The sequence below is a fragment of the Rhodopseudomonas sp. WA056 genome (assembly GCF_010906995.1).
Taxonomy (GTDB): Bacteria; Pseudomonadota; Alphaproteobacteria; order Rhizobiales; family Xanthobacteraceae; genus Rhodopseudomonas; species Rhodopseudomonas palustris_G.
In genome coordinates this window covers 1-13,601 of record NZ_QPFS01000125.1, presented here as the reverse complement: position 1 = coordinate 13,601, position 13,601 = coordinate 1, and the positions used below count along the sequence as shown (strand labels likewise).

Sequence of the window (13,601 nt, the reverse complement as noted above, 5' to 3'; positions counted from 1 at the left end):
GGGTGGGAAATCCGCTTGGGTGGTTATCGCTTTCGCCCTATGCGTTCAAGTCGGCGAACGCCCATTTGTTGGGCCGGCTATCCTGCGAACGCAGGGGCCGGGAACAGACCTAGGTTTCGACCAGTCCGGTGGTTTCGCCGGTCGCGGTGGAGTCGCGCCGGCCGTGAGGCAGCGCCAGATAGGATTCAGAGCCCATTTCGGTGAGCCGCGACACGGTGCGATTGAATTCCATCGCCTCGAAGCCGTCGGTGGCGCGGTAGAGCCGTGCAGGCTCGGCCGCCGCGGAGGCCATCAGTTTCACCGAGTTGTCGTACAGCGTATCGATCAGCGCGATGAACCGCTTGGCGGCGTTGCGATCGGCATATTCCATCACCGGCACATGGTCGATCATCAGCGTGTGGTATTCATGTGCGAGCCGCAGGTAATCGCTGGCGCCGAGCGGCTTCTGGCACAGATCGGCGAATGAGAACCTGGCGACGTGATGATCGGCCTGCGGAATATGCAGGATACGCCCCTTGATCGAAATATCGCGCGGCTCGCCTCGGCTGGTGCCGGTGATCCGCTGCCAGGCCCGATCGATCGTCGCGGTCGCTTCGGCATCGTCGGGCGTCAGCCAGACTTTCATGCCGGCGAATTTCTCCAGGCGGTAATCGGTTCGCGCGTCGAGCCGCAGCACCCGCATATGCCGCTTCACCTGACCGATGAACGGCATGAACAGTGAGCGGTTGAGGCCGCCTTTATAAAGATCGTCGGGGGCGACGTTGGAGGTGGCCACCACCACGGTGCCGAGTTCGAACAGCCTGGTGAACAGCCGACCGAGGATCATCGCGTCGGCGATGTCGGTGACGTGAAACTCGTCGAAGCACAGCAGCCAGGCGTCGTCGAGGATCGACGCCGCGGTCAGCTCCATCACGTCCGAATCCGGAATGTCGCCGCGCTTGATCGCCTGGCGAAAGCCGTTGATGCGATCGTGAGTCTCGGCCATGAACTCGTGGAAATGCGACCGCCGCTTCAGCGCGATCGGACTCGCGTCGAAGAACAGGTCCATCAGCATGGTCTTGCCGCGGCCGACCTCGCCGTGGATGTACAGCCCCTGCGGAGGCTGTTGGACGGCATCCCCGCCGCCGAACAGACGACCAAAAAAGCCTTGCTTTTTCGGTGGCTTGTAGCCTTCCAGCGTCTCGTTGAGCAGGGTGAAGGCCTGCACCGCGCGGGCCTGCGCCGGGTCGGCTTCGATGCTGCCGGAGGCGATCAGGGATTGATATTGCTGGCGGAGCGAGAGCGGCGAGGACATGCGGCCTTTTACCGCCTGATCGGGCGACAAAATGCAAGCCGAGAATCAGACGGAGGGCCATGCGTGGCGGCGGAGGAGCTACCCGGTCAGGGGGTCAGTTCGTAGGGCGCCTCGACGATATAGGGACCGCCACCGGTCGAGGCACGCGCGGAGTAGAGGACGAACCGCTCCGCCCTGAACACCTTGGACGGGAAGTAGCCGCGGATCGACAGATAGTCCGCCACGTCCCGGCTCGAGACGTCGCCGCGCAGCCGCGCCAGGGTGACGTGCGGGGTGAATTTCCGCCCTTCGGGATCGAGCCCGACACGCTGCATCAGCCGCTCCAGCTCGGCCTGCAGCTCGATCAGCGGCTTCGACGGTACCACCGAAGCGACCACCGCGCGGGGTTTCTTGCCGCCGAAGCTGGACAGGCCCTGCAATGTCACTTCGAACGGCTTGCGATTGACCCGGAAAAGCGTCGAGGCGATCTCGTTGGCGGTGACGCCGTCGATGTCGCCGATGAACCGCAAGGTGAGATGATAGTCGTCCGGATCGACCCAGCGCGCACCTGGTAGTCCACCACGTAAACTCGACAGGGTCTGGCTGATCTCGGCCGGAATCTCCAGTCCCGTAAACAAACGCGGCATCGGCACACCCTCGAACCTGAGGCCCGATTGCGGCTGCCTGCCCCGATCGTGGGACCGTCCCGCGAGGGACATGGCAGTCCGCAAAACGTCCGGCGAATCAACGATACGATTGTGTAGCGCGTTTGTGTAACAGCGCTACAGCGGAGCCCGCGCAGGATCCAAAAAGCTGAGGGCAATCCGGCCCTTAGGTTCGAATTGCCGTTTTCTCAGCTTCGCTGCCCGAGGAGCGGGCGGAGCAACGCCTCCACCATGGGCAGAATGCGTTCGACGATGACGTCGACCCCTGCGGCGGTGGGGTGAATACCGTCGGGCTGGTTGAGGTTCGAAACTGCCGCGACGCCGTCTAGGAAAAACGGATACAGCGGCACGTCGTATGTCGCGGCGAGCTCCGGATAGATCGCGTTGAACTGCGCAGCATAGTCCTTGCCGTAATTCGGCGGCGCCAGCATGCCGGCGAGCAGCACCGGCATCTTGCGCTGTTGCAGCCGCTTCAAAATCTCGTCGAGCGCCTTGCGCGGGACCTTGGGATCGGTGCCGCGCAGCGCATCGTTGGCGCCGAGCTCGACGATTACCGCATCGGCATCGGGCGGCACCGACCAATCGAGCCGCGCGAGCCCGCCACTGGCGGTATCGCCCGACACCCCCGCATTCACCATCTCGGTCTCGATGCCTTTGGCCTTCAACGCTTTTTGCAGCTTGGCCGGAAACGCGTCGGCGGCCGGCAGACCGTAGCCTGCGGTCAGGGAATCGCCGAGCACCACCACCTTCAGCGGCTTGATGGTCGCTTCCGCTTGCGCGCCCTGCCCCGGGATCAGCGCCGCCATCATACAGACGCCCAGTACCAGCGCGATCCTGCGCGCCCACCCCTCGACCGCCGCGAATGAATAGCCATATGAGGCAGCCATGGACAGTCTCATTGAACCCTCGTCATCGGCCGGCGGCGCGCCGGACACCATTGCGATCTCCAACGTCAACCTGTCGCTGGGCAGCGGTGCCGCGCGGGTGCACATTCTCAAAGACATCAGCCTGAGCGTCGCCGGCGGCGAAGCGATCGGGCTGATCGGCCCGTCCGGCTCCGGCAAATCCACCCTGCTGATGGTGATGGCCGGGCTGGAGCGGCCCGACAGCGGTGAGGTGGTGGTCGACGGCACCGCTTTCAATGGTTTGGACGAGGACGCGCTGGCCCGCTTCCGCGGCCGGCAGATCGGAATCGTGTTTCAGTCCTTCCATCTGATTCCGACCATGACGGCGCTGGAAAACGTGGCGGTGCCGCTGGAGCTGGCCGGCCAGGCCGATGCCGCGGACCGCGCCGCCCGCGAACTGGCGTCGGTCGGGCTCGGGGAACGGCTGCATCATTATCCGGCGCAGCTCTCCGGCGGCGAGCAACAGCGGGTGGCACTGGCCCGGGCGCTGGCGCCCGACCCGGCCATCCTGGTCGCGGACGAACCGACCGGCAATCTCGACGAGGCCACCGGCAAGCAGATCGTCGACCTGTTGTTCGCCAAGCACGTCGAGCGCGGCATGACGCTGGTGCTGGTGACCCATGACGCGGCGCTGGCGCAACGCTGCGACCGGGTGGTGCGGCTGCGTTCCGGACGGATCGACACGATGCAGCCGGGCGCCGCCGCTCGCGCGCGATCGGCCTGATCGATGACCACCCTCGCCACCGGGCGCCCTGCCCGCGCACGCTCCCGGATGCTTCCGCTGCGCTACGCGCTGCGCGAGATGCGCGGCGGGCTGAACGGATTCTACGTGTTCATCGCCTGCATCGCGCTCGGGGTGATGGCGATCGCCGGCGTCGGCTCGGTCGCCGCCAGTCTCGGCGACGGTCTCGCCCGCGAGGGCCGGACCCTGCTGGGGGGTGATGCCGCGTTCGCGCTGATCCAACGCGAAGCCGCCCCGAACGAAGTGGAATTCCTGCGCAGCCGCGGCGAGGTCTCGGTCGCCGCCACGATGCGCGGGATGGCCCGCACCGACGACGGTCGCTCGGCGCTGGTCGAGCTCAAGGCCGTCGACAGCGACTATCCGCTGCTCGGCGAGTTGAAGCTCGAGCCGCCGCTGCCGCTCGCCGACGTCCTGGCCCGGCGCGGCGACACCTATGGCGCCGCCGCTGACGCTGCGCTGCTGGCGCGGCTCGATCTGAAGATCGGCGACACGATCCAGGTCGGAAGCGTCAACCTGCAGATCCGCAGCGCAGTTGCCGCCGAGCCGGACAAGCTGTCCGGCAATATCGGCTTCGGTCCGCGGCTGCTGATCAGCGAGGACGGCTTGCGCGCCACGCAATTGCTGCAGCCCGGCAGCCTGGTGCGCTGGACCTATCGGGTCCGGCTTCCGGACAACGGCACCGACGACCGCGCAGCTCAGCGCCTGGCCGACGACACCCGCGCGGCGCTGCCGCAAGCCGGTTGGGAAATCCGGACCCGCAGCAACGCCTCGCCGCAGCTCGAACGCAGCATCACGCGGTTCACCCAGTTCCTGACCCTGGTCGGGCTCGCCGCCCTGGTGGTCGGGGGCGTCGGCGTCGCCAACGCGGTGAAGAGCCATATCGACCGCCGCCGCGACGTGATCGCGACGCTGAAGGCGGTCGGCGGGACCGGCGGGGACGTGTTCGCGATCTATCTCACCCAGGTCATCGTGCTGGCCGCGATCGGCGCGGTGATCGGACTGGCGCTGGGCGCTGCGATCCCGTTCGCGATCGTCGGCCTGTTCGGCCAGATGCTGCCGCTGCCGGTGGTCGCGGCACTGCATCCCGGCGAACTGGCGCTGTCGCTGATGTACGGATTGCTGACCGCGCTGGCGTTCGGGCTGTGGCCGCTGGCCCAGGTCCGCGACGTTCCGGTGGCGACGCTGTTCCGGGAGGCGTCGACCGCAGCCGGCCACTGGCCGCGCTGGACCCACATGGCCTGGATGGGGGTGGTGATCGCTGCGCTGCTGGCGCTGGTGATCGGCCTGGCCTACGACAAGCGGGTCGCCGTTGCGGTGGTCGGTGCGACGCTCGCGGTATTCGTACTGCTGCGCGGCGTCGCCGCCGCCCTGATGGCGATCGCCCGGCGGCTGCCGAGGTCGCGCATCACCATGCTGCGGCTGGCGGTCGCCAACATCCATCGCCCCGGCGCCTTGACGCCGTCGGTGGTGTTGTCGCTCGGCCTGGGGCTGGCGGTGCTGGTCACGGTGTCGCAGATCGACGGCAACCTGCGGCGGCAGTTCAGCGCCGCGCTGCCGGAAAAGGCACCGACCTTTTTCTTCATCGATATCCCTTCCGGCGAGACCGAGGCGTTCAGCGCCTTCCTGCGCCAGATCGCCCCGAGCGCGACGCTGGAGGACGTGCCGATGCTCCGTGGCAGGATCGTCGCGGCGCGCGGCGTCCGCGCCGAGGAGCTGAAGCCGGCGGCCGACGCCGAATGGGTGCTGCAAAGCGACCGCGGCCTGACCTATGCGACCGAGATCCCGGCCGGCTCGAAGGTGGTCGAAGGGCGCTGGTGGCCGAAGGACTACGGCGGCCCGCCGCTGGTGTCGTTCGACCGGAAGCTGGCGCAGGGCCTCGGCCTGACGATCGGCGACAAGGTCACCGTCAACGTGCTCGGGCGCGACATCACCGCCACGATCTCCAACCTGCGCAGCATCGACTGGCAGAGCCTCGGGATCAACTTCGTCCTGGTGTTCTCGCCCGACACCTTCCGCGGCGCGCCGCACACCCACGTCGCCACGCTGACCGAGACCGGGAGCACGCCGCAAAGCGACGCTGCGCTGATCAAGCAGGTCGCCGACAAATTCCCGATGGTGACCAGCGTCCGGGTCCGCGAGGCGCTGGAGACGGTGGGCGGGGTGGTATCCAATCTGGCGCTGGCGGTCCGGGGCGCCAGCGCCGTGACCCTGATCTCGGCGATCCTGGTGCTCGGCGGGGCGCTGGCCGCCGGGCATCGCCATCGGGTCTACGACGCGGTGATCCTGAAGACGCTCGGAGCCACCCGGGCACGTCTGATCGGGGCCTTCGCGCTCGAATATGCGTTGATCGGGCTGGCCACCGCGGGCTTTGCGGTGATCGCCGGGTCGGCGGCTGCGTGGCTGATTGTCACACGATTGATGACGCTCAGCTTCGTCTGGCAGGCCGGATCGGCCGCCGGGGTGGTGGCGGCGGCGCTGGTCGTCACCGTCGGTCTGGGACTGATCGGGACGCTGCTGGCCCTCAACCAGAAACCAGCTTCCGTTTTGCGAAATTTGTGAGTATGCAGCGGCGCGGCATCGGGCTGCGCGGCGCGCTGGCGCACCGCTCCGGGCGGCCTGTAACAGGCTTGAAACGGCCACTTTCGACCAAGGTCGGACGCCGGTTTCTTTACCCTCCGGAGCGGAGCGACATTCAGCCGCGCATTAAAGCTTGCCCGGTCCGTGTTAGTTTCCCACATATCAGCATGGGTCGGACGGCCCGATGAACAGGCGTTAATTTTGGGTTCAACCTCGATTTTGGGTCGACCTCGAAGTCCGCGCAGTTTGCTCGATCGCCGTCCGGGATAAATTAGTACTGGCGCTCGCCACCCTTCGCGACCGGCCAGACAAAACTCGGGATCTCGACCATGTCGGACTTGGACCGCAACTACGCTTCTCCCTTCGGCCGGGCCGCCGGACGCGTCGAAACCGCGACCGTCGACGCCGGCCTGCGCGCCTACATGCTGCGCATCTACAACTACATGACGATCGGCCTGGCCATCACCGGTCTGGCCGCGCTCGGCGTCTATATGGGCGCGGTGACCACGGACGCCGGCGCAGCCGCCGCCCGTGTCGGCAACACCATGCTGACCTCGTTCGGCGTGGCGATGTTCGTCAGCCCGCTGAAGTGGGTGTTCATCCTCGCCCCGCTTGCGATGGTGTTCGTCATTTCTTTCGGCATCAACCGGCTCAAGCCGGCGACCGCACAGCTTCTGTTCTGGGCGTTCTCGGCGCTGATGGGCATCTCGCTGTCGTCGATCTTCCTGGTCTACACCCACACCTCGATCGTCCGGGTGTTCTTCATCACCGCGGCGGCGTTCGGTGCGCTGAGCCTCTACGGCTACACCACCAAGCGTGACATGACCGGGATGGGCTCGTTCCTGATCATGGGCCTGATCGGCGTCGTGATCGCCAGCCTGGTGAACCTGTTCGTCGCCTCGTCGATGCTGCAGTTCATCGTGTCGGTGGTCGGCGTGCTGGTGTTCGCCGGCCTGACCGCCTGGGACACCCAGCGGCTGAAGAACGACTACATCTACGGCGCGGGCTCGATGGGCGGAGAAGTTGCCGAGCGGGCCGCCATCACCGGCGCGCTGTCACTGTACCTGAACTTCATCAACCTGTTCACGCTGCTGTTGCAGTTGCTCGGACAGAAGGAATAACGGTCTCCGACGGAGACCCCGACGGATCGAAGCCCCGGCCCTGCGCCGGGGCTTTTGTTTTGGACGATAAGCATTGCGCGAGAGACGGTGGCCACGCGCCCGCACGGAGCGTATGACGGCGCCGCCTCACCCTGTCGCGACCGCCCGAGACAGCCGATGTCCAATGTCCTGATCCGCCCGGCGACGTCCGCCGACCTGCCCGCCGTCACTGCGATCTACGAGCAGGCCGTCCGGTTCGGCACCGCGACCTTCGAACTGACGCCGCCCGACCTCGCCGAGATGACCCGGCGGTTCGAAGCCCTGACCGGCGCCGGCTTTCCCTATCTGGTTGCGGCAGCCGATGGCGCGATCGCCGGCTACGCCTATGCGGGGCCGTACCGGCCGCGGCCGGCGTATCGCTTCACGGTGGAGAATTCGATCTACCTTGAGCCGGCGGCGCACCGCCGCGGCATCGGCAGCGCGCTGCTGGACGATCTGGTCGCGATCTGTGCCAGCCGCGGCTTCCGCCAGATGATCGCGGTGATCGGAGATTCCGCCAACGCGGCCTCGATCGCGCTACACCGCAGGGCCGGGTTCGTGCCGATCGGCACCCACACCGACGTCGGCTTCAAGTTCGGTCGCTGGCTGGATTCGGTACTGATGCAGCGGACGCTGGGGGACGGCGGCAGGACGGTGCCGGAAGCCTGATCCAAAGGAGTCATTCCGGGGCGCTCACGAAAGTGAGCGAACCCGGAATCCAGAGGTTGTCAGCAACGATCGAGATTCCGGGTTCGCCGCTACGCTCCGCCCCGGAATGACGGAGGGAGGTCACACCAGCGCCAGCTTGCGATCGATCACCAGCAGCACGCGATCGAGTTCGTGGCCGCGGCGCAGGATCTGGCCGGAGGCGCCGATCACGCAATAGGCCCCCTGCTTGCGTGCCAGCCGCGGATCCTTGACGATGCGGTAGATCGGAACTTCCGACGCGCGCCGAAAGATCGAGAACACCGCATGATCTTTCAGGAAGTCGATGGCGTAATCGCGCCACTCGCCCGCAGCCACCATCCGGCCGTAGAGATTGAGGATGCGATTGAGCTCCAGGCGGTTGAAGGTCACCCGTCCCTGCAGCGGAGCTGCGCCTGAGCGCTCCGCTGCGCGGCTCTCGCTGGGATCAGCCTCCCCGGAAATCAGATCCATCGGCGCCTCCTGTCACGACGCTGACATGATTGCGCCGGCCGCGCACGGCCGCAAGGGGATCGAAAGCAGCACGCTCGCAAACCAGCCGATCGCCGAACCGATCTCACGGCTTCGTTAGCCGAATTCTTATTGCCGCCCGATTTTCGCCAACCGCGCGCCAAGCCCGGTTGCGATAACACCATCACTGCGTTGGCCCGGTCCCCTCGGTTTCGGATTCCTCAGCCCCCAGCCCCCCGAAGCAGTTGGGATCGGGCCTGTACGCAGAACCTCAATCCCCCTCCTGGGCCGACGCAAGTTGGTCCTTTTTTGTTTGTGCCGCCGCCTCGATTGGGGTCCGCGTCGCACGGCCATCGTGGCGGGTTCTCGCCGCCCGGCGCTGGAACTTCGCCCGCCACCGAACTTGATCGAGTTGGGGAGGGGTCAGTTCAGGGAGGTGAACGCGGCGCCGAGCATCGCGCCCGGCTTCTCCCGCGTACCGTTCTGGATGTATACGGCAGCCGCGTCGACGCCGTCGCCGACGACGTTCTCGAGCGGCACCGCCCAATGCTCCGCCGCGCCGCTCCAGTCGCCGACCTTCAGCAGATTGCGCACCACGTTGTGGTAGGTGATTTGCCGGCCGCGGTTCTCGCCGCGCCCGATCTCGATCGGGACCGCTTTCGACACCGCACAAATCCAGACCTCACCGCTTTTGGCGGTCTCACCTCGAGGCGCGGCCGCAACCGAGACCTTGATCTCGTTGCCCTCGACCGCAAGCGACACCGGCACCGCCATCACGCCCGCCACCCTGTCGGTGGTCCTGATCGCCGCGTCGATGCCGGCGCGATTGCTGCCGACCAGATGCGCCGAACCGTTGACGACGACCTGCGGGGTGAACACGTCGCGATCGCCCCGCACTTGCGAGTAAGCACGTTGGCGGGCGCTGAAGCGAGGGTCTGCCAGGGTATCCTTCCAGCCGAGATAGTCCCAATAGTCGATCGGCAGGCTGAGGGCGATCACCGACGGATCGCGGGCGAGTTCGCCGATGATCTTGTCGGCGGGCGGACAGGACGAGCAGCCTTGCGAAGTAAACAGTTCGACCACGGCGCGCGGCTCGGCGGCAGCAAGGTTAGCCGTCGCGATCGTCACGCACAAGCCGAGTGCGCCGGACCACCGCGAAAATCCACCAACACCATCCATCGTCGTTTGCCGAACCGCCTTTGCCGAGTGCTTCGGGACGGCAGCACGCCGCCGTCCATCGAGGAGCCTTAAAACGAAAAGGCGGCCCTTTGCATAGGCCGCCTTCCGTTCACCTACCACTCACTTCGCAGTGAGGCTTCTGCGCCTATTGGCTGAGATCGCGCCGGCCGCGATCCTGGCTCAGGCCGCGAGCTTGCGCAGCACGTAGTGCAGAATACCGCCGTTGCGATAGTAATCGAGCTCGTCGAGCGTATCGATGCGGCACAGCAGCGGCACGCGCTTGCGCTTGCCTTCGGCCGAGGTGATCTCGGCTTCGAGCATCTGCCGCGGCTTGAGGTCGCCCTCGAGCCCCCTGATCGTGACCTTCTCGTTGCCCTTGAGGCCGAGCGAGGCCCAGGAGGTACCCTCTTCGAAGGTCAGCGGCAGCACGCCCATACCAACGAGGTTGGAGCGGTGGATGCGCTCGAAGCTCTGGCAGATCACGGCACGGACGCCGAGCAGCCGGGTGCCCTTCGCGGCCCAGTCGCGCGACGAACCGTTGCCGTATTCGGCGCCGGCGAACACCACCAGCGGCACCTTCTCTTCCTGGTACTTCATGGCGGCGTCGTAGATCGACATCTGTTCGCCGTCCGGCCAGTGCTTGGTCAGGCCGCCTTCCGGAATGTTGCCGTCGGCGCCCTTCAGCATGTGGTTTTTGATGCGGATGTTGGCGAAGGTGCCGCGCATCATCACTTCATGGTTGCCGCGGCGGGTACCGTACTGATTGAAGTCGGCCGGACGCACCTGATGCTCGGTCAGGTACTTGCCGGCAGGCGAGGTCAGCTTGATCGAACCGGCCGGCGAGATGTGGTCGGTGGTGATCTTGTCGCCGAACAGCGCAAGGATGCGGGCGTCGACCATATCGGTGATCGGCTCGGGCTGCTTGGTCATGCCCTCGAAATACGGCGGGTTCTGCACGTAGGTCGAGCCCATGTTCCACTTGTAGGTCTCGCTCTCGACCGTCTTGATCTTGCGCCAGTTGGTATCGCCCTTGAACACGTCGGCGTAGCGCGCCTTGAACACCTTGGAGGTGACGTACTTCTTGACGAAGGCGTTGATCTCCTTGGTGGTCGGCCAGATGTCCTTCAAGTACACCGGCTTGCCGTCGCGACCGGTGCCGATCGGATCGACCGCGAGGTTCTTGGTGACCGAACCGGCCAGCGCGTAGGCCACCACCAGCGGCGGCGAAGCGAGGTAGTTCGCCTGCACGTCGGGCGAGACGCGGCCTTCGAAGTTGCGGTTGCCCGACAGCACGGCCGCAGCGACGATGCCGTTGTCGTTGATCGACTTCGAGATCTCCTCCGGCAGCGGGCCGGAATTGCCGATGCAGGTGGTGCAGCCGAAGCCGACGAGGTTGAAGCCGACCTTGTCGAGATCCTTCTGCAGACCGGAATTGGCGAGATACTCGGCGACGACCTGCGAGCCGGGTGCCAGCGAGGTCTTGACCCACGGCGCGGCCTTGAGGCCCTTGGCGGCGGCGTTGCGCGCCAGCAGGCCGGCACCGATCAGCACGCTCGGATTCGAGGTGTTGGTGCAGGACGTGATCGCCGCGATCACGACATCGCCGTGGCCGAGGTCGAAATTACGGCCTTCGACCTTGTAGCGGGCGCCGTCCAGCGCCTTCTTGTATTCGGCGTCCATCGCCGTGGTGAAGCCTTCCGCCACCGCCGGCAGCGCGACGCGGCCCTCGGGACGCTTCGGTCCGGCCAGCGACGGCACCACGTCAGCGAGGTCGAGCGTCAGCGTCACGGTGAACACCGGGTCCGGCGACTTGGCGGTGCGGAACAGGCCCTGCGCCTTGGCGTATTTCTCGACCAGCGCGACGCGCGCCGAGGCGCGGCCGGAGGTCTTCAGATAGTCGAGGGTTTCGCTGTCGACCGGGAAGAAGCCGCAGGTCGCGCCGTATTCCGGCGCCATGTTGGCGATGGTCGATTTGTCGGCGACCGAGAGATGATCGAGGCCCGGGCCGAAGAACTCGACGAACTTGCCGACCACGCCCTGCTTGCGCAGCATCTGGGTGACGGTCAGCACCAGATCGGTGGCGGTGACGCCTTCCTTGAGCGCACCCTTGAGCTTGAAGCCGACCACTTCGGGCAACAGCATCGACAGCGGCTGGCCGAGCATCGCAGCTTCCGCCTCGATGCCGCCGACGCCCCAGCCGAGCACGGCGAGACCGTTGACCATGGTGGTGTGCGAGTCGGTACCGACCAGCGTATCCGGATAGGCGACCTCGAAGGTGCCGGTCTTGCGGCCGATGGTCATCTTCTCCTTCTTGGTCCAGACCGTCTGCGCCAGGTATTCGAGATTGACCTGATGGCAGATGCCGGTGCCGGGCGGCACCACCGAGAAGTTCGAGAACGCCTTCTGACCCCACTTCAGGAACTCGTAGCGCTCCTGGTTCTGCTTGTACTCCTCGGCAACGTTCTTCTTGAAAGCCTGGTTGTTACCGAAGAAGTTGACGATCACCGAATGGTCGATGACGAGATCGACCGGTACCAGCGGGTTGATCTTCTCGGCCGAGCCACCGAGCTTCTGCATCGCGTTGCGCATCGCCGCCAGATCGACCACCGCCGGCACGCCGGTGAAGTCCTGCATCAGCACGCGCGCCGGGCGGAAGGCGATCTCGTGCTCCAGCGCCTTCTTCCGCATCCACTTGGCGACCGCCATGATGTCGGCCTTCTTGACGGTGCGGTCGTCCTCGTTGCGCAGCAGGTTTTCCAGCAGCACCTTCATCGAATAGGGCAGACGGGAAATCCCCTTCAGACCATTCTTCTCGGCGGTGGGCAGGCTGTAATAGACGTAAGACTTGCTGCCGACCTTGAGGATCTTCCGGCATTTGAAGCTGTCGAGCGAGGTCATGTAAGGCGGGTCCCAGATTATCGTTGTCGATGGGGCGAGCTTGTATGCTGGCTCCGGAGGGGCAGGCCGTCCGGCTTGCAGGCGCCGATCGTGTGCTGCATCAAGTTCCGGCTTATAGAACCTTTCCAATTGCGCCGCCAGTTCGACAATGACAGGCGAGCGCATCGATTTGTGAGCAGGCCGTTCCGATCCCGGGGCGGAACAGGTTGGGATGCATGCGGCTGTCGGGGCGCGACTTACGATGTGTACGAGGTGGCCGCGAGGTATTCGCCGGGCTCGCCTTCGATGCAAGCGGCGGCGAGGCACTGGCGCTGGTCGGCCACAACGGCGCCGGCAAGACATCGCTGTTGCGGCTGATCGCAGGGCTGCTGACACCGGAGGCCGGAACCATCACGCTCGACGGCGGGGAACCGGATACGCCGGTCGCCGAACAGGCGCACTATCTCGGCCACCGCGACGCGCTCAAGCCGTCGCTCAGCGTCGCCGAAAATCTCGGGTTCTGGCGCGACTTTCTCGGCGGCGACCGCACCGACCTCAGCGCCGCCATCAAGGCGGTCGGGCTCGGCCACGCGGCCGAACTGCCGGCGGCGTATCTGTCCGCAGGGCAGCGGCGGCGATTGTCGATCGCCCGCCTGCTGGTGGTTCGGCGGCCGATCTGGCTGCTGGATGAGCCGACCTCCGCACTCGACGTCAAAGGCCAGGAGCTGTTTGTCGGCTTGATGCAGGATCACCTCGCCGGCGGCGGCATCATCGTCGCCGCCACCCACACGCCTCTCGGCATTCCGGTGCGCGAGCAGCGGATCGGAGCCTCTGCATGACCGCGCTCGGCGCCATCATTCGCCGCGATATCAGGATCGCGCTCCGGGTCGGCGGCGGCGCGCTGATCGGCGTGCTGTTCTTCCTCACCGTGGTGGTGCTGATGCCGTTCGCGGTCGGCCCCGATCTCGCCCTGCTCAAGCGCCTCGGTCCCGCGATCCTGTGGCTCGGCGCGCTGCTCGCCAGCCTGCTGACGCTCGACCGGCTGTTCACCGCCGACGCCGAGGACGGCTCGCTCGACCTGATCGTGAT

The 13,601-nt window shown here is 66.1% G+C and carries 12 protein-coding genes; 6 read left to right on the top strand and 6 right to left on the bottom strand.

The window, feature by feature from the left end:
• Positions 1–109: 109 nt before the first annotated feature.
• The 3 genes from zapE to DU475_RS19800 form a co-directional block, all read right to left on the bottom strand.
• Positions 110–1,294, bottom strand: coding sequence for a cell division protein ZapE (gene zapE, locus DU475_RS19810; RefSeq protein ID WP_164633090.1), 1,185 nt, complete (start codon positions 1,292–1,294; stop codon positions 110–112).
• A gap of 86 nt (positions 1,295–1,380) precedes the next feature.
• Positions 1,381–1,920, bottom strand: coding sequence for an RNA 2',3'-cyclic phosphodiesterase (thpR, locus tag DU475_RS19805; RefSeq protein ID WP_013500282.1), 540 nt, complete (start codon positions 1,918–1,920; stop codon positions 1,381–1,383).
• A 206-nt stretch (positions 1,921–2,126) separates the two neighbouring features.
• Positions 2,127–2,744, bottom strand: coding sequence for an arylesterase (locus DU475_RS19800; RefSeq protein WP_013500281.1), 618 nt, complete (start codon positions 2,742–2,744; stop codon positions 2,127–2,129).
• Positions 2,745–2,823: 79 nt separating this feature from the next.
• On the opposite strand from DU475_RS19800, the gene DU475_RS19795 reads away from it, so the two are divergent.
• The 4 genes from DU475_RS19795 (at position 2,824) to DU475_RS19780 (ending at position 7,970) form a co-directional block, all read left to right on the top strand.
• On the top strand, positions 2,824–3,567 hold the full coding sequence (locus DU475_RS19795; RefSeq protein ID WP_142883891.1) for an ABC transporter ATP-binding protein: 744 nt from the start codon (positions 2,824–2,826) through the stop codon (positions 3,565–3,567).
• 3 nt (positions 3,568–3,570) lie between these two features.
• Positions 3,571–6,144 carry an ABC transporter permease gene (locus DU475_RS19790; RefSeq protein ID WP_164633089.1) on the top strand — a complete coding sequence of 858 codons (2,574 nt, stop codon included), beginning with the start codon at positions 3,571–3,573 and terminating at the stop codon, positions 6,142–6,144.
• Between the two features lie 347 nt (positions 6,145–6,491).
• Entirely contained in the window at positions 6,492–7,283 is a 792-nt protein-coding gene (locus DU475_RS19785; protein WP_013500278.1) for a Bax inhibitor-1/YccA family protein, read from the top strand.
• A gap of 156 nt (positions 7,284–7,439) precedes the next feature.
• Positions 7,440–7,970 carry a GNAT family N-acetyltransferase gene (locus DU475_RS19780; protein WP_164633088.1) on the top strand — a complete coding sequence of 177 codons (531 nt, stop codon included), beginning with the start codon at positions 7,440–7,442 and terminating at the stop codon, positions 7,968–7,970.
• Positions 7,971–8,090: 120 nt separating this feature from the next.
• Here DU475_RS19780 and DU475_RS19775 read toward each other — a convergent pair whose 3' ends face one another.
• From DU475_RS19775 to acnA, 3 genes are all read right to left on the bottom strand, one after another.
• Positions 8,091–8,459 (bottom strand): DUF2794 domain-containing protein, encoded by a 369-nt coding sequence (locus tag DU475_RS19775; protein WP_013500276.1) that lies wholly within the window; start codon positions 8,457–8,459, stop codon positions 8,091–8,093.
• A gap of 420 nt (positions 8,460–8,879) precedes the next feature.
• Positions 8,880–9,635, bottom strand: a complete 756-nt coding sequence (locus DU475_RS19770) for a DUF1223 domain-containing protein (protein WP_164633087.1) — start codon at positions 9,633–9,635, stop codon at positions 8,880–8,882.
• A 180-nt stretch (positions 9,636–9,815) separates the two neighbouring features.
• Complete coding sequence (gene acnA / locus DU475_RS19765; protein WP_013500274.1) at positions 9,816–12,533, bottom strand: aconitate hydratase AcnA; 2,718 nt, start codon at positions 12,531–12,533, stop codon at positions 9,816–9,818.
• Positions 12,534–12,748: 215 nt separating this feature from the next.
• Between acnA and ccmA the strand changes: the two genes are divergently transcribed.
• On the top strand, positions 12,749–13,351 hold the full coding sequence (gene ccmA, locus DU475_RS19760) for a heme ABC exporter ATP-binding protein CcmA (RefSeq protein ID WP_164633086.1): 603 nt from the start codon (positions 12,749–12,751) through the stop codon (positions 13,349–13,351).
• A partial coding sequence (locus DU475_RS19755) for a heme exporter protein CcmB (protein WP_205524470.1) occupies positions 13,348–13,601 on the top strand: 254 nt, incomplete at its 3' end. The genes ccmA and DU475_RS19755, both read left to right, overlap by 4 nt.